The sequence below is a fragment of the Micromonospora sp. NPDC000089 genome (assembly GCF_042899365.1).
Classification (GTDB): domain Bacteria; phylum Actinomycetota; class Actinomycetes; order Mycobacteriales; family Micromonosporaceae; genus Micromonospora.
Genome location: NZ_JBIAZT010000023.1, coordinates 17,739 through 40,345, shown reverse-complemented (window position 1 = coordinate 40,345; position 22,607 = coordinate 17,739). Strand labels below are relative to the sequence as shown.

Below are 22,607 nucleotides of genomic sequence, written 5' to 3'. Positions count from 1 at the left end.
CTCCTTGATGTCACGGGTGGGGACGGGACGGCGTGGCGGCGGCGGGCGCCGCCTGCCGTGGGATCGCCGACGCGGCGAAGGTGACCGGCAGTTCCAGCAGGCCGCGGAACGGTGAGGCGGCGGGCAGCCGGCGCAGCTGCCCGGCCGGCACCCCGAGCGACAGGCCCGGCAGCCGGCGCAGCATCGTGCCGATGCCGATCTGCGCCTCCATCCGGGCCAGCGACACCCCGAGGCAGTAGTGCACGCCGTGCCCGAAGCCCAGGTGCGGGCCGCGGACCCGACGCAGGTCGAGCCGGTCCGGGTCGACGAAGTGCGCGGGGTCGTGGTTGGCCGAGTTGAGCACCACGCCGACGATCGACCCGGCCGGGATGCGGACGCCCTCGTACTCGACGTCCTCGGTGGCCACCCGGGGGCTGGCCACCGGCAACGGCCCGTCGAACCGCAGCAGCTCCTCGACCGCCGACGGCAGCAGCTCCGGCCGGGACCGCAGCAGCTCCAGCTGGTCGGGCCGGGTCAGCAGCGCCACCGTCGCGTTGCCGAGGAAGTCGGCGGTGGTCTGGTGCCCCGCGAACAGCAGCAGGAACGAGGTGGTCACCAGCTCCGCCTCGGAGAGCCGCCCGGCCTGGTCGCAGTCGGCGATCAGCGCGCTGATGATGTCGTCGCCCGGGCGGGCCCGCTTGGCGCGGACCAGGTCGACCAGGTAGTCGTGCAGCCACAGCTGGGCCTCCTGCACCGCCGCCCGATCCTCGGCCGGGGGCCGGCCGGACGACCCGGACGTGCGGATCACCTGGGTCTGGTCGAGCACCCGGTCGTGGTCGTCCTCCGGGATGCCGATCAGCTCCCCGATCACCCGCATCGGCAGCGGGATCGCGAAGTCGTGCATCAACTCCGCCCGGCCCCGCTCGACCACCCGGTCGAGCAGGTCGTCGACGATCGCCGCCACCCGGGGCCGCAGCGCCTCGATCCGGCGCGGCGCGAACGCCTGGGACACGATCCGGCGCAGCCGGGTGTGCTCCGGCGGGTCGGAGTTGAGCATGTTGCGGTTCAGCCCCTCCGAGTTCGGGCCGAACAGCCGCAGGTAGTGCCGCCCCGGCCCGTACAGGTCCTTGGAGAGGCGGGGGTCGGTCAGCGCGGCCCGCGCGTCCTCGAACCGGGTGATCAGGTACGAGTCGAACCGTCCGGAGACCGGGCAGACCGGCGCGTCCGCACGCAACCGGGCGAAGGTCGGGTACGGGTCGGCGGCGAACTGGTCGGTGTAGATCTCGTCGGCGGGCACCGGCTCGGTCATCGCTCCTCCTCCGGCTGGCCGGGCACGGTGTGCAGCACCTGGTAGGTGTGCCGGTCGGCGGTCTCCCGCAGCTCCCGGATCACCCGCAGCAGCCGGTCGCGGTGCGCGCTGCGACCGAACGCGTCCAACCGCTCGCGGTCGGCCCAGTCGCTGATCACCAGGTAGCTGCGCGGGTCGTCGGCGTCGCGCACCAGGTCCTGCCGCAGGCAGCCGTCCAGGGTGCGGATCTCGTCGGCCGCCGAGCGCCACTCCGCCTCGAACCGCTCGGCGCAGCCCTCCCGGGTGCGCATCGCCAGCACCGTCCTGACCCGGGTCACCGGGCACCGCCGAAGACCAGTTGCAGGTTCTTGCGCAACGCGTCGCCGTCGGCCGGATGGCTGCGGAAACCGACGTGCCCGTCCGGGCGGATCAGGTACAGCGCGGTGCCGGTCACCCCGTACCCGGCGCGGAACGCGCCGTCGGCGTCGCGCAGCACCGGCGGGTCGAGCAGGTCGGGCGTCGCGGCGTCCGGGGCGAGCAGCAGGTACGCGTCGAGCTCGCCGCCGGCCGACCGGCGGGCGTCGGCGGCCAGCTCGGCCAGCCCGGCCACCGCCGCGGCGTCCGCGTCCGCGTCGGCGTAGAGCAGCAGGGTGTGCCGGGTGCCCCGGGTCAGCTCCCGTAGCCGCAGCGGATGGCCGACGCCGGGGCGGCGCAGCCCCGCCAGGTCCGGCGCGCGGTCGCCGGGGCGCGGGCCGGCCTCCAGGGCGTCCGGGTCGGTGACCGACTCGCCGACCAGTGGGCTGTCCGCGTAGCGCAGCAGCAGGCCCATCTCCTGGCGGAACTGGCGTTCCAGGTCGTCGCGTTCCAGCTCCTCGGTGCCGGCCATCCGCACCGCCCGGCCGACGATCTCCTCCCCCTCCGGGCGGCGCTCCGACTCGTAGCTGTCCAGCAGGCCCGGCGCGGCCAGGCCGCGGACCGCCAGGGCCAGCTTCCAGGCCAGGTTCCAGACGTCCTGGATGCCGGTGTTCATGCCCTGCCCGCCGGCCGGCGGGTGCAGGTGCGCGGCGTCCCCGGCGACGAAGACCCGGCCGGCCCGGTACCGGTCCACGATGCCGTGGCTGATCCGGAAGATGGACGACCAGCGCAGCGCGGTGGCCCGGGTGCCGGGCGGGGCGAGCCGGTCCAGTGCGGCCTGCACGTCGGCCAGGGTGGGCGCGCCCAGCTCCTCGCTGAAGCCGGGCGGCGCGTCCCGGCCGCCGGTCTGCGCGAAGAACCGGGGCGGGGCCAGCGTCGCCACCCGGTAGCGGCCCCGGCCGCGCAGTGGCACGCAGACCAGCATGCCGTCCATCCGGCCGTCGGTCTGGTGCAGGAAGCGCAGCAGGTGCCCCTCGGGCATCGTCCAGTCCACGTCGACGTCGCCGAGCATGAACAGCTGCGGGAACTGGCCCAGGCCGCCGGTGAAGGTGAGCCCGAGCAGCTCGCGGACGGTGCTGTGCGCGCCGTCGCAGCCGATCAGGTACTTCGCGCGTACCGTCTCCTCGCCGCCGTCGGCGGTCTCCAGGGTCGCGGTGACGCCCTCGTCGTCCTGGTCGAAACCGGTCAGCGCGGCGCCGCGCCGGGGGCGCACCCCGAGGGTGTCCAGCCGGTCGGTGAGGATCCGCTCGGTCTCGTACTGCGGCAGGCCCAGGTGGGCGTACGGCAGGTCGGGCAGCTCCCAGCTCATCCGGTGGGTCTGCACCCCGTTGACGAAGACCATGTTCCCGGTCAGCCAGGTGCCGGCGTCCATCGCCTCCCGGACGACGCCCTGCTCCTCCCAGATCTCCATGGTGCGGCAGTGGATGCCGATCGCCCGGTCGGCCTGCCCGGGCGGGGTGGCCCGGCGCTCGACGACCCGGCAGTCGACGCCGCGGCGGGCCAGCTCGATCGCGGCGGTCAGCCCGGTGGGGCCCGCCCCGACGATGAGTACGTCCGTTGTGGTCTGCACGTCGGTCTCCTTGCCGGTAGACGGTCGGGCGGGCGGCGCCAGCGGGTGGAACAGCTGCCGGCGGAACTCGAGCAGGAACGGCGCGATCGGGCCGGCCTCCCGCTGGGCGTGCTCGGGGTCGCGGACCCAGCGGTGGAACTCGGCCGCGCCGCGCCACCGGGCGAAGATGTGGTGCACGTCGGTGCCGGGCTCGCGCAGCAACTCCTCGCGCAGGTAGCCGGGCACCCCGGTCATCCGGCGCACCACCTCGGCGTGCCCGGCGGTGAACTCGTCGACCCGGTCGGGCGGCACGGTGACCGCGACGTCGACCCAGATCTCCGACCCGTCGCCCGGCCCCTCGCCGAGCACCCGCTGGTCCTCCGGGGCGGAGGTGTCGCGTAGTGGGCGCAGCGCGTCGGCCAGCCGGGCGGCGACCGGCCCACTCTGGTACGCCCGCAGCGACGCCAGGTCCGTCCACTCGGTGACGATCACCACGGCGCGCGGATCGTAGACGTCGCGCAACAGCTCCCGCCGCAGGTTGCCGGCGGCCGCGGCGACCTGACCGGACGCCGTGCGCCAGGCGTACGCGACGGCGGCCTCCAGGCCGGGGCGCGCGCGGATCCGCACCATCGTTCTGATCATCGGGGCTCCTTCGACGGCTGCCCCGAGGCTGCCCGGCGTCGCGTCACCGCGCCGTCACCGGCGGGCGTCACCCGGCGCGGGCGGCGGTGACGCCGTGGACACGCGACGGATGGGCGCGGGCCGGCCCGCCCGGGGCGGGTCCCCGGTGCCCGGTCAGCCGGCCGAGCCGTGGCGCCCGGTCACTCCACCGCGGCCGGGATGGCGGTGGCGATGGCGGCGTGCCCGCGCGCGTTCGGGTGGTCGCCGTCGGCGGCGAGCAGGGCGGTCGGGTCCACCGTCCCGTCGGCCCCCTTGAACACCCCGAAGGTGGGGACGAAGCGGGCCGCGGCGTCCCGCGCGGCGTCGGCCAGCGCGTCGTTGGCGTAGCTGGTCGCCCGGGCCGCCTCGGCGGTGCCGTCGGCGTCGTAGTCGGCGCCGGCCACCTGGCCGTCCTCCAGCACGTTCCAGTAGCCGAGCACGACGACCGGCACCGGCCGGCCGGCGTCCGCGCGCACCTGGCGTACGGCGGTGGCGACGTCGGCGCGCACCTGGCCGGCGATCCGCCGGTAGTCGTCGTCCCGCCCGCCGGGGAACCGGGCGGCGAAGTCGTTCGCGCCGGCCATGATGAGCACCACGGTCGCCGTGCGCAGCACCTCCCGCGGGTACCCGTCGCGCAGCTGGTCCAGCAGGTCGGCCGCGGTGGAGCCGGACCGGGCCAGGTCGACCGACGCGGCGGCCGGCGACAGGCGCCGCGCGTACAGGGCGGGGAACGGGTCGCAGGCGCAGGCCGTACCGGCCGGCACCGAGTCGCCGAGGGCGACCACCACGGCCGGGGGTGGCGGCGTCGACACCGGCCGCTGCGCCGGGCCGGTCTCCCACGGGGAGCAGCCCAGCAGGGCGACGAGGCCGAACGGCACCGTCCGGCGCAGCCGACGCATCCGCACCGCAGCAGCCTCCTCCACCGCCCGAGCGCCCGTCCCGCGGTCACCCGGCCCGACCCGCTGGCCGGCTGACCCCGACCCATGCACGGTACGCCAGGCGCCGCCCGCCCGCTCGCGCGGCGCGACGGTCAGGGCCGGTGCCGGGTCGGCAGCCGGACGGTCACCACGGCGCCGCCGAGCGGGGGGCCGTTGCCCAGCTCGACGGTGCCGTCGTGGGCGCCCACGATCGCCCGGACGATGGACAGGCCCAGTCCGGCGCCGGCCAGGTCGGCCCGGGCGGTGTCGCCGCGGACGAACCGTTCGAACGCGGAGCCGAGCAGCCCCTCGGGGAAGCCGAGGCCGTCGTCGGCCCAGGCCAGGCTGGTCTCCTCCGGGTCCCGGCGGATCTCCAACCGGACCGTGCGGGCCCGGGCCGCGGCGCTGTTGGCGGCCAGGTTGGCCAGCACCTGGCGCAGCCGGTCGGGGTCGGCGTCGACGACCGTCTCCGGCCCGGTCACCCGGATGCCCAGGTCGAGGGCCCGGGCCAACGCGGCGCACTCGGCGCGGACCAGGTCCCGCAGGTCCTCCGGCCGGCGGTCGACGACCAGCGCGCCGGCCCGGTCCCGGGCCAGCAGCAGCAGGTCGTCGGTGAGCCGGGTGAGCCGGTCGACCTGCGCCCGGGCCGCGGTCAGCGACTCCTCGACCTCCCGCCGGTCGTCCAGGGCGCCGAGCGCGAGGTCCAGCTCGCCGCGCAGCACCGCCAACGGGGTGCGCAGCTCGTGGCTGGCGTCGTCGACGAAGGTCTGCTCCCGGGCGAACGCGAAGTGCAGCCGCTCCAGCATCTGGTTCAGGGTGGCCGCGAGCCGGGCGATCTCGTCGTCGCCGCCGATCGCCGGCAGCCGCCTCCCGGCGTCCAGCGAGGAGATCGCCGCGGCCTCCCGGCGCAGCACGTCGACCGGGCGCAGGGTGGCCCGGACGACCCACCAGCCGGCGGCGGCCAGCCCGGCGATCATCAGCGGCGCGGCGACGGTCAGCACCATCAGCTGCCGGCCGCCGGCGTTGTCGATGACCGCCGAGCGGGCCGCCACCACCAGCACGTCCTCGCCGGTCGTGCGCACCGCCAGCAGCCGCACCGGCGTCGGCACGCCCCGGGTGCCCAGCGGCACCCGCGCCGAGCCGGTCCGTCGGCCGGTGACGTCCCGCACGGCGGCCGGGTCCAGCAGGCGCACCCCGCGCAGCGCCGGGGAGCCGGCCAGGACGGCGCCGTCCGGGGCGTACAGCTGGGCCAGCGGGTCGCTGGTGACGGCCCCGAGGTCGCCCGCCCGCACCGCGGCGGCCAGGTCGCCGCTGCGGTTGGCCAGGTCCGCCCGTAGCGCCCCGTCGAGCTGCCGGTCCAACGCCACCTGCAGCAGCGCGAGGAACGCCAGCAGCGCCAGCGCGGTGGTGGCGGAGAAGAACAGCACCAGCCGGGTACGCAGGGACCGCGGCATCACCCGAACCATCCGTACCCGTCTCTCATGGTCGTGTCATGGTGCCCGCACCACCCTGCGGAGGACACCGAGGGAGGGTGTGACCGTGTCCACTGCGCTGTTCACCGCAGGGCTGACGGTGGTGGCGCTGGCCGCACTGGCGTGCGACCTGTCCATTCTGATCGTCCGGCGCCGCCGGGCCACCCAGGCGTGGCTGCGCGTCGCCGCGCTGCTGCGCCGCCGGCACGCCCTGGTGGCGATGATCCTGGAGGACGTGCGGCGGCTGCGTCCCACCGCCGCGGAGGCCGGCCGGGTGGGGGCGGCCCGCTCGGCGGCGGTCACCGCGGACGGGGCCGGGGTGGGCCCGGCGGAGCGGGAGCTGACCGCCGCGCTCGGGCCGCTGCTGGCCGCCATCGACCGGGACGCGCGGCTGCGCGGGGACGCCCGGTTGGCCGTACCGGTGGATCGGCTGGCGGCGCTCGACGGCCCGCTGCGGGCGGCGGTGGCCGACTTCGACGAGCGGGTCGGCCGGTCGCGGGCGGTCCGGCGGCTGCCGGGGCGGATGCTGGCCGCCGCGTTCCCATCGGCCCGGCGCCGGGCGGACCCGAGCGCGGGCGGGCCGCCGTGACCGACCTGGCGCGACCTATCCTGGACGCCGTGAGAGTGCTGGTGGTCGAGGACGACCCGGCCATGTCCGCGATGCTCACCCGCGGCCTGCGCCGGGCCGGTCACGCGGTGGACACGGCGGCCACCGGCACCGACGCGATCTGGCGGATCGACGAGGTCGACTACGACGCGGTGGTCCTGGACGCGATGATCCCGGCACCGGACGGCTTCGAGGTGTGCCGGCAGGTCCGCGCCCACGGGCGGTGGGTGCCGGTGTTGATGCTGACCGCCCGCGACGGCGTGGCCGACCGGGTACGCGGCCTGGACGCCGGCGCCGACGACTACCTGACCAAGCCGTTCGCGCTGGACGAGCTGCTGGCCCGGCTGCGGGCGCTGACCCGCCGGGAGCCGGTGGAGCGGCCCACCGCGCTGCGCGTCGGCGACCTGGTGCTCGATCCGGCCACCCGGGCGGTGTCCCGCGGCGACACCGCGGTCGCGCTGTCGGCGAAGGAGTTCGCCCTGCTGCACGAGCTGATGCGGCGCGCCGGGCAGACCGTCAGCCGCACCCAGCTGATCGACCACGTGTGGGACTTCGCGTACGAGGGCGGCTCCAACGTGGTCGACGTCTACGTCCGCTACCTGCGGGACAAGATCGACCGGCCGTTCGGGCGGGCCACCATCCTGACCGTGCGCGGCGCCGGCTACCGGCTCGACCCGGACGCCTGAGCGCTCACCCGGTCGGCCGGCCCAGCCAGGTGGAGAGCCAGTCCAGGGCGGGCGCCTCCATGGCCCGCCAGGTCTGCGCGTTGTGGCCGCCGCCGTCGACGTAGGCGGTGGTGACCGACATCGGGGGGCGGGCCAGCTTGGCGATGGCCCGGGTGTCGCTGAGCGCGTGCGGGTCGCTGCGGGCGCAGGTGAGGTAGAGCGCGACCGCGGCGCGCGGCAGGTGGGTCAGCCGCCACGTCTCGTCGTAGCCGGTGTGCTCGCTGCCGTCGCCGACCGCGATGCCCGGGTTGGAGTAGCCGGAGAGGCTGGCCCCGGCCGCGTACCGGCCGGGGTGGCGCAGCAGCAGGTCGCTGGCGCAGTAGCCGCCCGCGGAGTAGCCCATCAGTCCCCACGCGGAGCCCTCGGTGCGGACCCGCAGGTGGGCACGGGCGAAGGCGGGGACGTCCTCGGTCAGGAACGTCTCGGTCTGCGGGCCGCCGGCCAGGTTGGTGCACTCGGTGTCCAGCGCGACGTCCGGCGTCTGGTAGGGGAACAGCACGACGGTGGGGGCCATCCGGCCGGCCGCGATCTCCTGGTCGAGGGTCTGGGTGATGCCCAGCTTGGTGAACCACTGCACCGGCGAAGCGGGATAGCCGTGCAGCGTCTCGACCACCGGGTACCGCCGGGTCGGGGATTTCTGGTATCCGGCGGGCAGGTAGGCGTACATGGCGAGGGTGAGGCCGCTGGCCGGGCCCGGCACGGTGAAGCGGACGACCTGCCCGCTGTCGGCGGCGGCCCGGGCCTCCGCGACCGGCGCGGCCGGGGCGGCGTCCGCCGCGCCGGACCCGACCAGGCTCGACCACGTCGGGTACGCGTCGACCTGCCGGTTGACCCAGGTCAGTCCGCCGGCGGCGGTGGTCACCAGGCACAGCGCGACGAGCGCCGGGCGGGCCACCCACCGCAGCCAGCCGGTGACGCGGTTCCAGACCAGGGCCAGCGCGACGGCGGCCAGCACGGCCGCTCCGACGGCGATCAGCTGCACGGCGAGGCTATCCGGTGCCACGGGCGGCACCTCCCGTTCCGGTCGCGGGCGCCGTCGCGCCGGTGGGTGGCGTCGAGGCCGTGGGCGGCTTCCCGCCGGTGGGCGGCTTTCCGCCGGTGGTCGCCTTTCCGCCGGTGGGTGGCTTCCCGCCGGTGCGGGCGGTGGGTGCCGGGGGGTGGCCGCGGTGCGGTGCGCCGCGGTGCCGGTGCGGTGGCTGCACCGGCAGCGACCGGACCGGCGGGCTGGCCGCGGCCAGCGGTGGCGGTGTCTGCGCCGCCGCCCAGCGCAGCGCCGCCGTCAGGGCCGCCGCGACCCCGCCAGGCGGGCGAGCCGGCCCGACCGTGCCGAACGACGCGAGCTGGACGCCCACCGGCACGCGCGGTGTCGGCCGGTTGGCCCCGGCCCGCAGCACGGCCAGCGCCGGGAAGCGGCCGGTGGCGGCGTTGACCGCCTGCCCGGCGAGCGGGCCGTCCGCGGCGGACGTCACCAGCGCCCAGCGGTGGCCGGTGACCCGCAGGTCCCGGTCCAGATCCTCGGGCAGGCCGGCGCTGAGCACGGCGGCCGAGGTGTCGGCCCCGGTGGTCACGTACACCACGACGGTGGGCCCGGCCGGCGCGGCGGGTGGGGGTCCGGTCGGGGCGGCGGGCGGCCCGGCCGGCGGCAGCCCGTCGGCGGCGGCGCCCACCACCAGCACCACCGAGTACCGCCAGGCGGGGTGCTGCAGGTAGCCGGCCGGCACCAGCACGCTCGGCGGGCGGGCCAGCGCCCACCGGTTCCAGCCGGGCGGCTGCCAGGTGAACAGCTGCGCCTGGTCGACCCGGGCGCCGGCCCGCTCGGTCAGCCAGCCGTCCAGCCGCCCGGCCGTCGGGTGGTACGTCGGATCGGCGTTCCCGGCGGGGCGCAGCAGCTCCTCCCAGCTGGGGTAGAACTGCTCCGACCGGTTCACCGCCAGGCCGACGGTGACCAGCACCAGCGCCTCGGTGAGCAGCACGCCGGTGACCCGCAGCGGCAGCCGCAGCCGCCACCGCCGCGGCCAGACCAGCACGGTGCCGGCGAGCACCGCCAGGGTGGCGGTGCTCGCGAGCGCGAACAGCGGGAGCCCAGTGAGCGCCATCATGCCGCCCGGGTGGGCGGGTACGGCCCGCCCCGGCGGCACCGGGCGGACTGGCGTCGAGCGACCACGGCCTCCCCCGTTCCACAGCGTCGTCCGACCGCACCATCCCAGCCCGGCGATGAGAGGTCGGTGAGAGCGTTCCTCGGCGTCCCGGCACGGCGCCCGCCCAGCCTGGCCGGTGCCGGACGCGCCGCGCCCCGGGACCACCGGCTTTCACCGGATCGGAGCACGCTGACCGGGCCGGTCCGCGCTGCCCGAGACGCCGCCCGGTCGCCACGGCTGCCAAAGAATGTTGTCGGGTCTCCACAACACGGCCACCCGGGGTTCGGCGATTGCGACATGGCGCTACCCGACGGTAGACGGAAAGGTGATCGCTGCCGCACACCGCCGTGCGGCACGCACCACGTGGGTCTACCGGAGGGGTCGGTCGGGTGTTCAGCCGTGTCGCCATCGTCAACCGGGGTGAGGCCGCGATGCGGCTCATCCACGCCGTTCGGGAGCTCGCCGCGGAGACCGGCGCCAGGATCGAGACCGTCGCCCTGCACACCGACGTCGACCGGAGCGCCACCTTCGTCCGCGAGGCGGACGTCGCGTACGACCTCGGCCCGGCGTCCGCCCGCCCGTACCTGGACCTGGCGGTGCTGGAGCGCGCGCTGCTGGAGACCGGGGCGGACGCCGCGTGGGTGGGCTGGGGTTTCGTCGCCGAGGACCCGGCGTTCGCCGAGCTGTGCGAGAAGATCGGCGTCACCTTCGTCGGCCCGAGCCCGGACGCGATGCGGCAGCTCGGCGACAAGATCGGCGCGAAGCTGATCGCCGAGGAGGTCGGCGTGCCGGTGGCGCCGTGGAGCCGGGGCGCGGTGGAGAGCCTGGACGCCGCCGTGGCGGCGGCCGCGCGGATCGGTTACCCGCTGATGCTGAAGGCGACCGCCGGCGGTGGCGGGCGCGGCATCCGGGTGGTCCGGGACGACGCCGAGCTGGCCGACGCGTACGAGCGCACCAGCCAGGAGGCGGCCCGGGCCTTCGGCAGCGGCGTGGTGTTCCTGGAGCGCCTGGTCACCGGGGCCCGGCACGTCGAGGTGCAGGTGATCGCGGACGGCCAGGGCACCGCGTGGGCGCTGGGCGTACGCGACTGCTCGGTGCAGCGGCGCAACCAGAAGGTGATCGAGGAGTCCGCGTCGCCGGTGCTGGACGCGGAGCAGACCGCCGAGCTGAAGGCGTCGGCCGAGCGGCTGGCCGTGGCGGTCGGCTACCGGGGCGCGGCGACCGTCGAGTTCCTCTACCACCCCGGCGACCGGCTGTTCGCCTTCCTGGAGGTGAACACCCGGCTGCAGGTGGAGCACCCGATCACCGAGTCGACGACCGGGTTCGACCTGGTCAAGGCCCAGCTGCACGTCGCCGCCGGCGGCCGGCTGGCGGGCGACCCGCCGGCCGAGCGCGGGCACGCCATCGAGGCCCGGCTCAACGCCGAGGACCCGGACCGCGACTTCGCGCCGTCCCCGGGCCGGATCGCCCGGCTGGACCTGCCGGCCGGCCCGGGCATCCGGGTGGACACCGGGGTCAGCGAGGGCGACACCATCCCCGCCGACTTCGACTCGATGATCGCGAAGATCATCGCGTACGGCCGGGACCGGGACGAGGCGCTGGGCCGGCTGCGCCGGGCGATGGCGAACACCACGGTGATCATCGAGGGCGGCGCGACCAACAAGAGCTTCGTGCTTGACCTGCTCGACCAGCCGGAGGTGATCGACGCCAGCGCGGACACCGGCTGGATCGACCGGGTCCGCGGCGAGGGCCGGCTGGTCTCGCACCGGCACTCCGGCGTCGCGCTGGCGGCCGCCGCGATCGAGGCGTACGAGGAGGAGGAGCGCGGCGAGCGGGACCGGCTGCTGTCCACGGCGGCCGGCGGTCGCCCGCAGGTGCGGCACGCCGGCGGCCGGCCGTTGGACCTCAAGCTGCGCGGCGTGGACTACCGGCTGCGGGTGGCCCGGGTCGGCGCGCACCGGTTCCGGGTGGGCATCGAGGCCGGCGGCACGGTCCGCACCGCCGACGTGGACCTGGACCGGTTCGACCGGCACACCGGGCAGATCGTGGTCAACGGCGCCCGGCACCGGCTGCTCACCGGCACCCACGGGCCGGTGCACCTGGTCGAGGTGGACGGTGTCACGCACCGGGTCAGCCGGGACGAGGGCGGCGTGCTGCGCTCCCCCATGCCCGCCCTGGTGGTGGCCACCCCGCTGGGCATCGGCGACGAGGTCGAGGCCGGCGAGCCGGTGCTGGTGCTGGAGGCCATGAAGATGGAGACGGTGCTGCGGGCGCCGTTCCGGGCCCGGCTGCGCGAGTGCGTCGTCGCGGTCGGCAGCCAGGTGGAGGCGGGCGCGCCGCTGCTGCGCCTGGAGCCGCTCGCCGAGGAGGGCGCCGAGGAGGTGGCCGGCCCGACCGGGCCGGCCGTCGAGCTGGACCTGCCGGCGACGCCGGGGGCGCTGCCGGCCCGGGAGCGCGCGGCGCGCGGCCGGCAGGACCTGCGCGCCCTGCTGCTGGGCTTCGACGTCGACCCGCAGGACGACCGCCGGGTGCTGGACGACTACCTCGCCGCCCGGCGGGCCGCCACCGAGGCGGGCCACCGGCCGCTGGCCGAGGAGGTCGACCTGCTCAACGTGTTCGCCGACCTGGCGGAGCTGAGCCGCAACCGGCCCGGCGGCGAGGACGGCGGCGGCGACGCCCGGGTGCACAGCGCCCGGGAGTACTTCCACACCTATCTGCAGAGCCTGGACGTGGAGCGGGCCGGGCTGCCGGACAGCTTCCGGGCCAAGCTCGCCAAGGCGCTCGGCCACTACGGGGTGACCGACCTGGAGCGCTCCGGCGACCTCGAGGCCGCCGTCTTCCGGATCTTCCTCGCCCAGCAGCGCGCGTCGGCCGACGCCGCCGCCGTCGCGGCGCTGCTGCGCGCCTGGCTGCGCGAGCCGGCGCCGGACGAGGCGCTGCGCGAGCCGGCCGGGCTGGCGCTGGAGCGGCTGATCGCGGCCACCCAGGTCCGCTTCCCGGTGGTCGCCGACCTGGCCCGCGGGGTGGTGTTCGCCTGGTTCGCCCAGCCGTTGCTGCGCCGCAACCGGGCCCGGGTCTACGCCGAGGTACGGGGGCACCTGCGGCACCTGGACGAGCACCCGGACGCGCCGGACCGCGCCGACCGGATCGCCGAGATGGTCCGCAGCACCGAGCCGCTGGTCCGGCTGCTCGGCCAGCGGCTGGTCCGCGACCACCTGGACAACGCGGTGATGCTGGAGGTGCTGACCCGGCGCTACTACGGCAACCGGGCGCTGACCCGGGTGACCACCCGGCAGGTCGCCGGCTGCGCCTTCGTGGTGGCCGAGCGGGCCGACACCCACCTGGTCTCGGCCGCGGTCCGCTTCGACGCGCTCGGCGACGCGCTGCGCGGGCTGGCCGAGCTGGCCGGCGGCGAGGACACCCTGGACGCCGACATCTACCTGGCCTGGGAGAACCAGCCGCAGGACTTCGACGCCACGGCCGCCGCGCTGCGGGAGGTGCTGGCCGCGCACCCGCTGCCGGCGCAGGTCCGCCGGGTCACCACCACCGTGGCCGGGCGCGCCGGGGCGGTGATGCACCACCATTTCACGTTCCGCCCCTCCGGCGACGGGATGGTCGAGGACCGGCTGATCCGCGGCCTGCACCCGTACATCGCGCAGCGGATGCAGCTGGAGCGGCTGCACAAGTTCGACCTGACCCGGCTGCCGTCGGCGGACGAGGAGGTCTACCTGTTCCAGTGCGTGGCCCGGGAGAACCCGTCGGACCAGCGGCTGGTCGCCTTCGCGCAGGTGCGTGACCTGACCGAGCTGCGGGAGCAGGACGGTCGGCTGGTGGCGCTGCCGACCACCGAGGACGCGGTGGCGGCCTGCCTGGACTCGATCCGCCGGGCGCAGTCCCAGCGGCCGTCGAAGTCGCGGTTCACCACCAACCGGATCGTCATCTACGTGTGGCCGCCGAGCGGGCTGACCCGGCAGGAGATGGAGATGATCGCCGGGCGGGTGCGCCCGACGACCGCGGGCGCCGGGCTGGAGGAGATCCTGTTCATCGCCCGTCAGCGCGACCGCCGCACCGGCGAGCTGACCCGGATCGCGGTGCGGATCTCCTTCGACGCCACCGGCAACGCCCAGCTGAGCGTGGGTGAGCCGCCGGTCGAGCCGATCGAGCCGCTGGACGACTACCGGCTCAAGGTGCTGCGCGCGAGCAGCCGCAACACCGTCTACCCGTACGAGCTGACCGGGATGCTGGGCGAGTTCATCGAGCACGACCTGGACGACGCGTACGCGCTGGTGCCGGTGGACCGGCCGCGCGGGCGCAACAGGGCGGCGATCGTCGCGGGCGTGGTGACCACGCCGACCGCCCGGCACCCGCAGGGCGTCACCCGGGTGGTGCTGCTGGGCGACCCGACGAAGTCGCTGGGCGCGCTGTCGGAGCCGGAGTGCCGCCGGGTGATCGCCGCGCTGGATCTGGCCGAGCGGATGGATGTGCCGCTGGAGTGGTACGCGCTGTCCGCCGGCGCCCGGATCTCGATGACCTCGGGCACCGAGAACATGGACTGGGTGGCCGCGGCGCTCAAGCGGATCGTCGAGTTCACCCAGGCCGGCGGCGAGATCAACATCGTGGTGGCGGGGATCAACGTGGGCGCCCAGCCGTACTGGAACGCCGAGGCGACCATGCTCATGCACACCAAGGGTGTGCTGGTGATGACGCCGGAGTCGGCGATGGTGCTGACCGGCAAGCAGTCGCTGGACTTCTCCGGCGGGGTGTCCGCGGAGGACAACTTCGGCATCGGCGGCTACGACCGGGTGATGGGCCCGAACGGGCAGGCGCAGTACTGGGCGCCGGACCTGCCCGCCGCGCGGGACGTGCTGATGGCGCACTACGACCACACGTACGTGGCGCCGGGCGAGTCCGGGCCGCGCCGGGCGGCCACCACCGACCCGACCGACCGGGACGTGTCGGACTTCCCGCACACCGTGGCGGGCAGCGACTTCGCCACCGTCGGGGAGATCTTCTCGACCGCGGCCAACCCGGACCGGAAGAAGCCGTTCGACATCCGTACGGTGATGCGGGCGCTGTCCGATCAGGACCACCCGGTGCTGGAGCGCTGGGCGGGCATGGCCGACGCGGAGACCGCGGTGGTGCAGGACGCGCACCTGGCCGGCATCCCGGTGTGCCTGCTCGGCATCGAGTCCCGGTCGGTGCCGCGGCACGGCTTCCCGCCCACCGACGGCCCCGACACGTACACCGCGGGCACGCTGTTCCCGCGCTCGTCGAAGAAGGCGGCGCGGGCGATCAACGCGGCCAGCGGCAACCGGCCGCTGGTGGTGCTGGCGAACCTGTCCGGTTTCGACGGGTCACCGGAGTCGATGCGCAAGCTCCAGCTGGAGTACGGCGCGGAGATCGGCCGGGCGATCGTGAACTTCCGCGGGCCGATCGTGTTCTGCGTGATCTCCCGCTACCACGGCGGCGCGTTCGTGGTCTTCTCCAAGGCGCTGAACCCGAACATGACGGTGCTCGCCCTGGAGGGCTCGTTCGCCTCGGTGCTCGGCGGCGCGCCGGCCGCCGCGGTGGTCTTCGCCGGCGAGGTCAACGCCCGCACCGCGGCCGACCCCCGGGTACGCGAGCTGGAGGAGCGCGCCGGCACGGCGGCCGGGGCGGACCGGGCGGCGCTGGTGGCCGAGCTGGACGAGCTGCGCGCGTCGGTGCGGGCGGAGAAGCTGGGCGAGGTGGCAGGCGAGTTCGACGGCGTGCACGACATCCGGCGCGCGGTCGAGGTGGGCTCGGTGGACGCGGTGATCCGCGCCGCCGAGCTGCGCCCGCGGATCATCGAGGCGATCGAGGCCCGGCTGGCCTGATCAGGCCCGGTACGCGAAACCGGGGCGGCCCGATCGGGCCGCCCCGGTGTGCGTCGACGCTCAGCGCAGCGGCGGGTTGGCCAACCGCACCAGCTCCAGGGCCTGCTGGTCGAACCAGGCCCCGGCGGCCGGGTCGGCGATGTTGCCGCGGGCCGGGTCGAGACCGGTGCCGGTGCCCCGGTCGCACTGCCCGTCCGACTGGCCGGGCGTCTTGATCCACAGGAACGCGTCGGCGAGCGGGTCACCGGTCGCGGTGGTGGGCCGCTCGCCCAGGCCCCGGCCCGGCGGGTTGCACCAGACCTGCGGGTCCGGCCAGCTCACGCCGGCCGGCGGGGTCCACGGGCCCTGGCCGTTGCGGCTGGTGTCCACCACGAAGTGGGCCAGCCGGTCGGGCGACACGGCGCCGACGTTGGCGTCGTACCAGGCGTCGGTGCGGGTCCAGGTGCTGAAGTCGGCCGGGTCGGCCGGGTAGTACTGGCTGGCGCACGCCTCGAAGTGGCCGCGGGCGGCGGCCGGCCCCTCGGTGCCGTACCAGATGCACTTCGAGATCCAGTCGCCGAACTTCAGCTGCCGCTCGGTGGTCTCGTAGTTGGAGACGTTGAGGAAGAACCCGTCGGCCTTTTCGACGCCCGCCTTGACCAGCCGGTCGGCGATGTCGCCGACGCCCAACCAGGCGCTGTGTGTGCCGTCGAGGTAGACGCTGGTGCGCGGCAGCGCGGTCAGCTTGTCGACGGCGTAGTTGAGCATGGCGAACCGGTCGGCGGCGGCGGTCGCCGGGTCCGCCTCGGCCGGCTTGCACCACTCCTGGCTGCCGTTGATCGTGGTGTACCAGGGGATGATGCCCAGGCCGTCCGGCTCCAGCATGACGGCCACCTCGTGCTTGCCGATGCCGGCGGCGAACGCGTCGATCCACGCCTCGTACTCGGCCACCGAGGTGGCGCCGCCCGCGGAGTACTGGCTGCAGTCGCGGAACGGGATGTTGTAGGCGACCAGCACCGGCACGGTCTTCTTGCCGGCCGCCCGCTGCACCTCCGCCTTGATCGTCTGGGTGAGCCGGTGCCCCGAGCCACCGGTCACCCAGACGGCCTGCGGCGTTTCGATCATGGTGCGCAGGGCGGCGGCGTCGGCGCGCTGCCCGGCGGCGGTGAGGGCGGCGATCTGCTTGACCGCGCCGTGGTCGGGGCGCGGGGTGTAGAAGGTGGTGCCGTCCGGGATCACGGCGCCGGCCGGCGCCGCGGAGAGCGGAAGCGCCACCGCGAGGGCCGCGGCGGCGGCGGCGAGACCGGTGACGGCTCGCCGGGTTCTGGGAGTGAAGGCCACGTCTGTTGCTCCTGGTGAGACCGGGGACGGGACTGTGGGAGCGTTCCCGCAGCAGCTCCGACCCTGCCCCGCAGGAAGCCGACTGTCAATGTTTCCGAGCCGTTTCCACCCTGGACCGTCGGGCGGCGTCTGATCAGGCCAGCGCCTCGACAATGCGGATGTCGCGCTCGGCGCCGTCGCCGAGCGCGCGCAGCGCCTCCTGGTATCCGGGGCTGCGGTACGCGGCGACGGCGGCGGCCACGCTGTCGAACTCGATCAACGCGGTGCGCTCGACGAGCCCCGACTCGAACGCCTCGGCCGCCACGCCGCGAGCCAGGAACCGGCCGCCGGCCGCCTCGATCGCCGGGCCGGCCAGCTCGACGTACGCGGCGAGCTTCCGCTCGTCGGTGATGGACCGGAAGCTGTTGATCCAGTAGGCCTTGGGCATCGTCGCCGTCTCCCGTTCGTCGGTGCGCTGGGCAGCGGTTTCGACCCTACGACTCACCGGCGCAGCCGGCGGGTGCAGGGGCCGTCGTGGTCGGCGCGCAGCAGGCAGCGCCGGCCGCCGGGCAGCCGCAGGTCGCAGAAGACCCGATGGCGTACGTTCTGGTCGTCCTCGGCCGACACGGTGGTCTCCCCCGGGTCGGCGTGCGGCAGGACCAGCAGCCAGCGGCCAACCACCCGGGCCAGCCGCTGCGCCGCCGGCAGGTCGGTGGCGACCACGGGCAGGTGGATGACGTACCGCCCAGCGCGTTCGGGGATGTCCATCCGCCGCCTGCCTCTCTCCTGGAAGGGGTGGGGCCGCCCGCCCGCACCGCGGGCGGACCCACCCCCGCACCTGCCACCGCAGCCTTCGATCGGCGGTACGGCACCAGGGCTCGGTAGTCAGCATGTGACGGTCGGGCGCCGGGAAGCAACGTTCCACAGCAGAATTCTTGCCAGAGGTATTGACTTTCTTTGCTGCTATCGGTAGCTGTTACGTGGGCACGTGACGCAGTGTTGCGAGATGGAATCGGGGAGTGTTCGGGTGACGGAGGACGTCGGATCGACCGTGCCGCGCCGGCAGCTGGGCCGGCTGCTGCGGCAGTACCGCACCGAGGCCGGCGTGACGCTGGACGCCGCCGCCGAGGCGCTGGAGTACAGCCGGCAGAAGATCTGGCGGATCGAGTGCGGCATGGGGCCGGTCCGGGTGCTCGACGTCAAGGCGATGTGCGAGCTGTACGGCGTGGCTGCCGAGATGACCGAGGCGATGCGCGGCCTGGCCACCGAGACGAAGTCGAAGGGCTGGTGGCACGCGTACGGGGACGCGGTGCCGAGCTGGTTCGAGCTGTACGTGGGCTTGGAGGCCGCCGCCGCCCGCCTCCGTGGCTACGACGAGTCACTGATCCCGGGGATCCTGCAGACCCGGGGCTACGCCGACGCGCTCTACCGGCTCGGGCGGACGCTCAGCGACGAGGACCGCGAGCGCGCCGTCGAGGTGCGCCTGCAACGGCAGGGCCTGCTCATGCGTCGACTGCCGGCCGCTCCCCGGTTGGAATCGGTGCTCTCCGAGGCGGTCCTTCGGCGCGCGGTGGGTGGCGCCGCCGTCATGGCCGCCCAGCTCGACCACCTCACCAGGCTCGCCGAGCTGGGCAACGTGTCGGTCCGTGTGCTGCCGCTCGCGGCCGGGCCGCAGCCCGGGGCCGTCGCCGGCACCTTCATGATCCTCGACTTCCCGGCGACGAAGGGTGGCCGGGCCGCGCCCGAACCGTCGGTCGTCTACAGCGAATCGCTGACCGGCGCGCTCTACCTCGACAAGCCCGACGAACTGGCCGCCTACGAACGCGTCTGGAAGGGCCTGGATGCGCTCGCCCTCGACGAGGCAGAATCGAAGGACATGATCAAGAGGATCTCCGGGGAGATGCGACATGACTGATCTGGCCGGTGCCATCTGGCGCAAGAGCACCCGCAGCGGCGACAACGGTGGCGCCTGCGTCGAGGTGGCCACCAACCTGCCCGGCCTGGTCGGCGTACGCGATTCGAAGGACGGCGCGGGCCCTGCGCTGGCCTTCTCCCCCGCGACCTGGGCGGGCTTCGTCGCCGCGATCAGGGCAGGCCGGCTCCCCGGCCCCGGGAGGGGACGGAGTCTCGGATGACGATCCCGATGACCGACGCGCCCGGCGACGTGGAGCCGCTCGTGGCCGAACGACTCGCTGCCAGGGTGCACCCCCGTACGGGCGATGACCCGCGCCCGTAGGAGCCGAAATATTGCCACGTCGTTTCGGAGTCACCGCGCTATCGTGCCCACCGTGGCGACCCGACTCGTACAGATCAACATGAAGGCCCGGGACGAGGCCGCGCTCGGCCGGTTCTGGGCCGAAGCGCTCGGCTGGGAGCTGTCCAGCGAGGGCCCCGGCGTGACCAACCTGGAGCCCCCGGGCTTCGACTATCCCGACCCGACCGCCGTCTGCATCGACCTGGTGGTCTCCACCGAGCCCAAGACGTCGAAGAACCGGGTGCACGTCGACCTCGCCACCACCTCGGCGGCGCACCGGGAGGAGCTGGTCGCCCGGCTGACCGCGCTCGGCGCCACCCCCGCCGACGTGGGTCAGGGCGACGTGCCGTGGACGGTCCTGGCCGACCCGGAGGGCAACGAGCTCTGCGTGCTGGACTGGCACGACCCGGTGCGGGACACCGGACCGATCGCCTCGGTGGTGGTCGACTGCGCGGACCCGCGCGCGATGGCCGAGTTCTGGGGCCGGGCCACCGACTGGACCGTGCACAAGGTGACCGACGACAACGCGGTGCTGCGCTCGGCCCAGGGCGTCGGGCCGTACCTGCAGTTCCTCCGTGTTCCCGACGCCAAGACCGGGTGGAACCGAGTGCACCTCGACGTCCGCCCGTACCCGGACGACGACCTGGCAGCCGAGGCGGCCCGGCTGCGCGGTCTCGGCGCCACCGACGCGGACCTGGGCGGGGTCGAGGTGCCGTGGACGGTGCTGCGCGACCCGGAGGGCAACGAGTTCTGCGTGCTCACCCCGAGCTGACCCCTCCGCCGCGGGCGTGCGGGGTCACCACCGGTAGCCCAGCTGCACGACCAGCGCGGCCACCACGGTCACGAAGAACACGGCCGGGCCGACGAGCTGGCGGGAGCCGACGCGCAGGTGCGCGACGAGCGCGCCGACGAAGTACAGCACCAGGCCGGCGGCGGCCGCGATGCCCAGCGGCGGCACGGCGAAGCCGGCCAGCAGTCCCAGCGAGCCCGCCGCCAGCAGCAGGCCGAGCACCGGCACCCACGAGCGAGGTATCCGCTTCATGTCCGCCTAAGCCTTCGGGTACTCGTGGCCGACCAGGTAGGTGACGGCGGCGGTGCCGGTGAAGAGCGCGGCGACGATGGTGATCGTGACGTAAGCGGCGAGCATGGCCGTCCCTCGTGGTTGGTTTCGGTCGTGACGAGGCAGCCGACCCGAACGTGACACGCCTTTCCCGGTCCAACGGCGGGTTCGCCGGTCGCAGGGACGGACACGGAGCGCCACCCGTTGGTAACGTGACGTCCATTCGCGCCGATCCTGGTTCGGGGGAATGTCGGGAGGCTCGCATGTGGACGGACGATGCCGCGCTCGACGCGGCGACCCGCCGGCTCGACCGGTGGGAGGCCGACCTGGCCCGACAGGCGGCCCGGGCGAAGGCCCTGTCCGCGCGGGTCCAGGCGCTGACCGGCGCGGCGGCTAGCCCCGACCGCACGGTCACGGTCACCGTCGACTCCACCGGCGCGCTGGCCGACCTGCGGCTCGACGAACGGGTACGCCAGCACTCCGCCGCCCACACCGCCCGGCTGATCCTGCAGGCCACCCGCGCGGCCCGCGACGACCTGCTCCGGCAGGTGACCGAGGCGGCGGTGGGCGCGCTGGGCGACCGCGACGCGACCGGCGAGGCCGTCGTCGAGTCGTACCGTCGGCGGTTGCGGTCCGACCCTGGCGCCCCCGATGCCCGGCGCTGACGGCATCCGGGTCGACCCGGACGACCTGCTCAACCACGCCGGCCGGCTGGACCGCAGCGCGGACAGCCTCGACACGGCCCGGCAGGCCGGCGAGCACGTCCGGCTGGGCGGCGACGCGTACGGGCAGCTGTGCGCCATCATGCCGGTCCTGCTCGACGGCCTGCAGCGGACGCTCGTGGCCGGCATCGGCACCGCCGCCGGCTCGGTCCGCGACACCGCCGCCCGGCTGCGGACCGGCGCCGACAACTACCGCGGCACCGATTCCCGCGCCGAGCGGCTGATCCGGCAGGCCGGGCGCCTGGGGTGACCAATCCGCTCGTGGCCGCGCCGGCCGACACCGCGCCCACGCCCTGGGCGGGGCTGTGGATCTGCGAGGACATCGAGCTCGTCGCCCAGGGCATCCGCACCGGCAGCTGGATCGACGGCGGCTTGGGCGTGGTCAGCGCCGGCCTGGACGCGCTCGCGTTCGTCTCCGACCCGGTCGGCGCCCTGCTGCAGTACGGCATCGCCTGGCTCATCGAGCACGTCCGGCCGCTCAGCGAGGCCCTCGACTGGCTCGCCGGCGACCCGGCGCAGATCACCGCATACGCCCAGACCTGGCGCAACGTCGCCACCTCGCTACGCTCGGAGGCCGCCGAACTGGCCGCCGGTGTACGCACCGACGTCGCCGGGTGGGGCGGTGCCGCCGGCCCGGCCTACCGCAGCTGGGCCGCCGAGCAGCAGCAGGCCATTGGTGGGCTCGCCCAGGGCGCCGACACCCTGGCCGCCGCGACCGAGGGCGCCGCCGGGCTGGTCGCCGCCGTCCGGCTGCTGGTCCGCGACGCCGTTGCCGCGTGCGTGTCGCGGTTGATCGTGTACGCGGGCGAGCTGGTGGTCACCGCGGGGTTCGCCACTCCGCTGGTGGTGGAGCAGGTCACCACGCTGGTGGCGTCGTGGGGGGCGCGGATCGCGCGGTTGCTGCGTGGGTTGTTGGCGAGCCTGCGACGGCTGATGCCGGAGATCCGCCGGCTGGGCGACCTAATCGAGAAACTCAAGCAGGCGTTAGGTCGGCTCAACAGGCAGTCCTCGACACCGCCGCCACACGAACCCGAACCACCCCGGGTCCCCGGCGAGGCTGGCCGACCCGACTTCAGTGATCCGCAGATCGACCCAAAGAAAATCACGGCTTACGCCATGAATCCTGAGCACCCCGTCGGTAAGCACAAGTACCGGGTGATCAACTCCGTCACCGGCCTCGGCCCGGACGACGCGGCGGCCATCGAAGAACAGATCAGAGAGGGGGTGCGTCACGGCACACCGATCCTCGGTAAGGCCGACCAGTACGGCCAACGATGGTCGGTGGACCTGCCCCTGACCGGCCCCTCTGGAAGCATCCTCGTCCGAACCGGCTGGATAATCGACGAAGGCGCTACGACGCCGCGCCTGGCAACCATCACGTTTCCGCCGAGATAGGGAATGCCCGTGGACCTGTACGACGTGATCGAGCTCCGGGAGGCGCTTCCGGAGGAAGGACTTCCGGCCGGGGCGATCGGCACCGTCGTGCACATCTTCGAGCGCCCCAATCTCGCGTACGAGGTCGAGTTCGTGGACGAGGACGGGAGCACCATCAGCATGGTCGCCCTCACTCCTGAGAAGATCCGGCGCGCTGCCCAGTGACATAGGAATTCGATGTCGCCATCGTGATCAGCACCGCGCCCGAGTGAGCGACCTTGCGGTCGATGATGT

The 22,607-nt window shown here is 74.8% G+C and carries 20 protein-coding genes and 1 pseudogene; 10 read left to right on the top strand and 11 right to left on the bottom strand.

The annotated features are described in order from the left end of the window. Positions 1 to 10 precede the first annotated feature (10 nt). From ACFY3U_RS26855 to ACFY3U_RS26835, 5 genes are all read right to left on the bottom strand, one after another. Entirely contained in the window at positions 11 to 1,288 is a 1,278-nt protein-coding gene (locus tag ACFY3U_RS26855) for a cytochrome P450 (RefSeq protein ID WP_387206652.1), read from the bottom strand. Beyond that, the gene (locus ACFY3U_RS26850) at positions 1,285 to 1,605 is read right to left on the bottom strand and encodes a putative quinol monooxygenase (RefSeq protein ID WP_387206649.1); all 321 of its coding nucleotides are present in this window, start codon (positions 1,603 to 1,605) and stop codon (positions 1,285 to 1,287) included. The genes ACFY3U_RS26855 and ACFY3U_RS26850 overlap by 4 nt, the downstream gene beginning before the upstream one ends. After that, positions 1,602 to 3,872, bottom strand: a complete 2,271-nt coding sequence (locus tag ACFY3U_RS26845) for an FAD-dependent oxidoreductase (RefSeq protein WP_387206647.1) — start codon at positions 3,870 to 3,872, stop codon at positions 1,602 to 1,604. The genes ACFY3U_RS26850 and ACFY3U_RS26845 overlap by 4 nt, the downstream gene beginning before the upstream one ends. 179 nt (positions 3,873 to 4,051) lie before the next feature. Continuing rightward, entirely contained in the window at positions 4,052 to 4,789 is a 738-nt protein-coding gene (locus ACFY3U_RS26840; RefSeq protein WP_387206697.1) for an SGNH/GDSL hydrolase family protein, read from the bottom strand. Positions 4,790 to 4,920: 131 nt separating this feature from the next. Next, on the bottom strand, positions 4,921 to 6,261 hold the full coding sequence (locus ACFY3U_RS26835) for an ATP-binding protein (protein WP_387206645.1): 1,341 nt from the start codon (positions 6,259 to 6,261) through the stop codon (positions 4,921 to 4,923). Between the two features lie 85 nt (positions 6,262 to 6,346). Here ACFY3U_RS26835 and ACFY3U_RS26830 point away from each other — a divergent pair, with 85 nt between their 5' ends. Further along, entirely contained in the window at positions 6,347 to 6,868 is a 522-nt protein-coding gene (locus ACFY3U_RS26830; RefSeq protein ID WP_387206643.1) for a hypothetical protein, read from the top strand. Positions 6,869 to 6,897: 29 nt separating this feature from the next. Continuing rightward, on the top strand, positions 6,898 to 7,572 hold the full coding sequence (locus ACFY3U_RS26825; protein WP_387206641.1) for a response regulator transcription factor: 675 nt from the start codon (positions 6,898 to 6,900) through the stop codon (positions 7,570 to 7,572). A gap of 4 nt (positions 7,573 to 7,576) precedes the next feature. On the opposite strand, the gene ACFY3U_RS26820 is transcribed toward ACFY3U_RS26825, so the two are convergent. Next, on the bottom strand, positions 7,577 to 8,614 hold the full coding sequence (locus ACFY3U_RS26820; protein ID WP_387206639.1) for an alpha/beta hydrolase: 1,038 nt from the start codon (positions 8,612 to 8,614) through the stop codon (positions 7,577 to 7,579). Next, complete coding sequence (locus ACFY3U_RS26815; protein ID WP_387206637.1) at positions 8,601 to 9,710, bottom strand: hypothetical protein; 1,110 nt, start codon at positions 9,708 to 9,710, stop codon at positions 8,601 to 8,603. Before ACFY3U_RS26815 ends, ACFY3U_RS26820 begins: the two co-directional genes overlap by 14 nt. A 428-nt stretch (positions 9,711 to 10,138) precedes the next feature. Here ACFY3U_RS26815 and ACFY3U_RS26810 point away from each other — a divergent pair, with 428 nt between their 5' ends. Then, positions 10,139 to 15,604, top strand: coding sequence for a carboxyl transferase domain-containing protein (locus tag ACFY3U_RS26810; RefSeq protein ID WP_387206635.1), 5,466 nt, complete (start codon positions 10,139 to 10,141; stop codon positions 15,602 to 15,604). Between the two features lie 60 nt (positions 15,605 to 15,664). Here ACFY3U_RS26810 and ACFY3U_RS26805 read toward each other — a convergent pair whose 3' ends face one another. From ACFY3U_RS26805 to ACFY3U_RS26795, 3 genes are all read right to left on the bottom strand, one after another. Further along, the gene (locus tag ACFY3U_RS26805; protein WP_387206633.1) at positions 15,665 to 16,924 is read right to left on the bottom strand and encodes a glycoside hydrolase family 6 protein; all 1,260 of its coding nucleotides are present in this window, start codon (positions 16,922 to 16,924) and stop codon (positions 15,665 to 15,667) included. Between the two features lie 133 nt (positions 16,925 to 17,057). Then, on the bottom strand, positions 17,058 to 17,408 hold the full coding sequence (locus ACFY3U_RS26800) for a DUF1330 domain-containing protein (protein ID WP_387206631.1): 351 nt from the start codon (positions 17,406 to 17,408) through the stop codon (positions 17,058 to 17,060). Next, positions 17,405 to 17,671 carry a hypothetical protein gene (locus ACFY3U_RS26795; protein ID WP_387206629.1) on the bottom strand — a complete coding sequence of 89 codons (267 nt, stop codon included), beginning with the start codon at positions 17,669 to 17,671 and terminating at the stop codon, positions 17,405 to 17,407. Before ACFY3U_RS26795 ends, ACFY3U_RS26800 begins: the two co-directional genes overlap by 4 nt. Before the next feature lie 259 nt (positions 17,672 to 17,930). On the opposite strand from ACFY3U_RS26795, the gene ACFY3U_RS26790 reads away from it, so the two are divergent. The 3 genes from ACFY3U_RS26790 to ACFY3U_RS26780 all read left to right on the top strand — a co-directional run bounded on the left by ACFY3U_RS26790 (position 17,931) and on the right by ACFY3U_RS26780 (position 19,929). Beyond that, the gene (locus ACFY3U_RS26790) at positions 17,931 to 18,818 is read left to right on the top strand and encodes a helix-turn-helix domain-containing protein (protein WP_387206627.1); all 888 of its coding nucleotides are present in this window, start codon (positions 17,931 to 17,933) and stop codon (positions 18,816 to 18,818) included. Beyond that, positions 18,811 to 19,038, top strand: a complete 228-nt coding sequence (locus ACFY3U_RS26785) for a DUF397 domain-containing protein (RefSeq protein WP_387206625.1) — start codon at positions 18,811 to 18,813, stop codon at positions 19,036 to 19,038. Before ACFY3U_RS26790 ends, ACFY3U_RS26785 begins: the two co-directional genes overlap by 8 nt. Positions 19,039 to 19,191: 153 nt before the next feature. Further along, the gene (locus tag ACFY3U_RS26780) at positions 19,192 to 19,929 is read left to right on the top strand and encodes a VOC family protein (RefSeq protein ID WP_387206623.1); all 738 of its coding nucleotides are present in this window, start codon (positions 19,192 to 19,194) and stop codon (positions 19,927 to 19,929) included. Positions 19,930 to 19,953: 24 nt separating this feature from the next. Here the strand turns inward: ACFY3U_RS26780 and ACFY3U_RS26775 are convergent. Then, a pseudogene (locus ACFY3U_RS26775) lies at positions 19,954 to 20,304 on the bottom strand (DoxX family protein). Between the two features lie 176 nt (positions 20,305 to 20,480). Between ACFY3U_RS26775 and ACFY3U_RS26770 the strand changes: the two are divergent. Genes ACFY3U_RS26770 through ACFY3U_RS26755 form a run of 4 tightly spaced genes read left to right on the top strand, consistent with a single transcriptional unit; the run spans position 20,481 to position 22,538 of the window. Continuing rightward, positions 20,481 to 20,882 carry a YbaB/EbfC family nucleoid-associated protein gene (locus tag ACFY3U_RS26770; RefSeq protein ID WP_387206621.1) on the top strand — a complete coding sequence of 134 codons (402 nt, stop codon included), beginning with the start codon at positions 20,481 to 20,483 and terminating at the stop codon, positions 20,880 to 20,882. Further along, the gene (locus tag ACFY3U_RS26765) at positions 20,869 to 21,189 is read left to right on the top strand and encodes a type VII secretion target (protein ID WP_387206619.1); all 321 of its coding nucleotides are present in this window, start codon (positions 20,869 to 20,871) and stop codon (positions 21,187 to 21,189) included. Before ACFY3U_RS26770 ends, ACFY3U_RS26765 begins: the two co-directional genes overlap by 14 nt. 11 nt (positions 21,190 to 21,200) lie before the next feature. Beyond that, on the top strand, positions 21,201 to 22,334 hold the full coding sequence (locus tag ACFY3U_RS26760; RefSeq protein ID WP_387206617.1) for a WXG100 family type VII secretion target: 1,134 nt from the start codon (positions 21,201 to 21,203) through the stop codon (positions 22,332 to 22,334). 9 nt (positions 22,335 to 22,343) lie between these two features. Next, the gene (locus tag ACFY3U_RS26755; protein WP_387206615.1) at positions 22,344 to 22,538 is read left to right on the top strand and encodes a DUF4926 domain-containing protein; all 195 of its coding nucleotides are present in this window, start codon (positions 22,344 to 22,346) and stop codon (positions 22,536 to 22,538) included. The last annotated feature ends 69 nt before the right edge of the window (positions 22,539 to 22,607 follow it).

Bases quoted from the DNA above. Each gene is read 5' to 3' on its own strand.
- ACFY3U_RS26855 (WP_387206652.1), bottom strand. From the start codon at position 1,288: ATGACCGAGCCGGTGCCCGCCGACGAGATCTACACCGACCAGTTCGCC.
- ACFY3U_RS26845 (WP_387206647.1), bottom strand. From the start codon at position 3,872: ATGATCAGAACGATGGTGCGGATCCGCGCGCGCCCCGGCCTGGAGGCC.
- ACFY3U_RS26840 (WP_387206697.1), bottom strand. From the start codon at position 4,789: ATGCGTCGGCTGCGCCGGACGGTGCCGTTCGGCCTCGTCGCCCTGCTG.
- ACFY3U_RS26835 (WP_387206645.1), bottom strand. From the start codon at position 6,261: ATGCCGCGGTCCCTGCGTACCCGGCTGGTGCTGTTCTTCTCCGCCACC.
- ACFY3U_RS26815 (WP_387206637.1), bottom strand. From the start codon at position 9,710: ATGATGGCGCTCACTGGGCTCCCGCTGTTCGCGCTCGCGAGCACCGCC.
- ACFY3U_RS26795 (WP_387206629.1), bottom strand. From the start codon at position 17,671: ATGGACATCCCCGAACGCGCTGGGCGGTACGTCATCCACCTGCCCGTG.
- ACFY3U_RS26785 (WP_387206625.1), top strand. From the start codon at position 18,811: ATGACTGATCTGGCCGGTGCCATCTGGCGCAAGAGCACCCGCAGCGGC.
- ACFY3U_RS26770 (WP_387206621.1), top strand. From the start codon at position 20,481: ATGTGGACGGACGATGCCGCGCTCGACGCGGCGACCCGCCGGCTCGAC.
- ACFY3U_RS26765 (WP_387206619.1), top strand. From the start codon at position 20,869: ATGCCCGGCGCTGACGGCATCCGGGTCGACCCGGACGACCTGCTCAAC.